This is a genomic window from Salinimicrobium oceani, assembly GCF_012037645.1.
In genome coordinates, this window is record NZ_JAAVJR010001163.1 from 1 (window position 1) to 351 (window position 351).

General features: G+C 41.6%; 1 protein-coding gene. It reads left to right on the plus strand.

The annotated features are described in order from the left end of the window. On the plus strand, nucleotides 1–351 hold a 351-nt coding region (locus tag HC175_RS21285; RefSeq protein WP_209310173.1), incomplete at both ends, for a cation:proton antiporter domain-containing protein.

A 351-nucleotide genomic window follows, 5' to 3' on the forward strand; every position in this document is an offset into this window, starting at 1 on the left:
GCAACTGTGCTTGGGGTGTTTGTATTGGCAGATATTTTCGCCCATGAAAGCGGATTATTAGCCGTGGTTGTTATGGGAATGGTCATGGGAAATCAAAAACTTCCAAACATCAAAGAGCTTTTGTATTTCAAGGAATCCCTCAGCGTACTTCTTATCTCTATTCTATTCATTCTCCTGGCTGCCAATATTGAGTACAGCGAATTGATGTTGATCTACAACTGGAAAGCCCTGTTGCTTTTTGGAGCCGTGATGTTAATAGTGCGACCGCTTGGGGTATTCTTAAGTTCGATTAATTCGGGATTAAAATGGAATGAAAAGATCTTCATTAGCTGGGTGGGACCTCGTGGTATT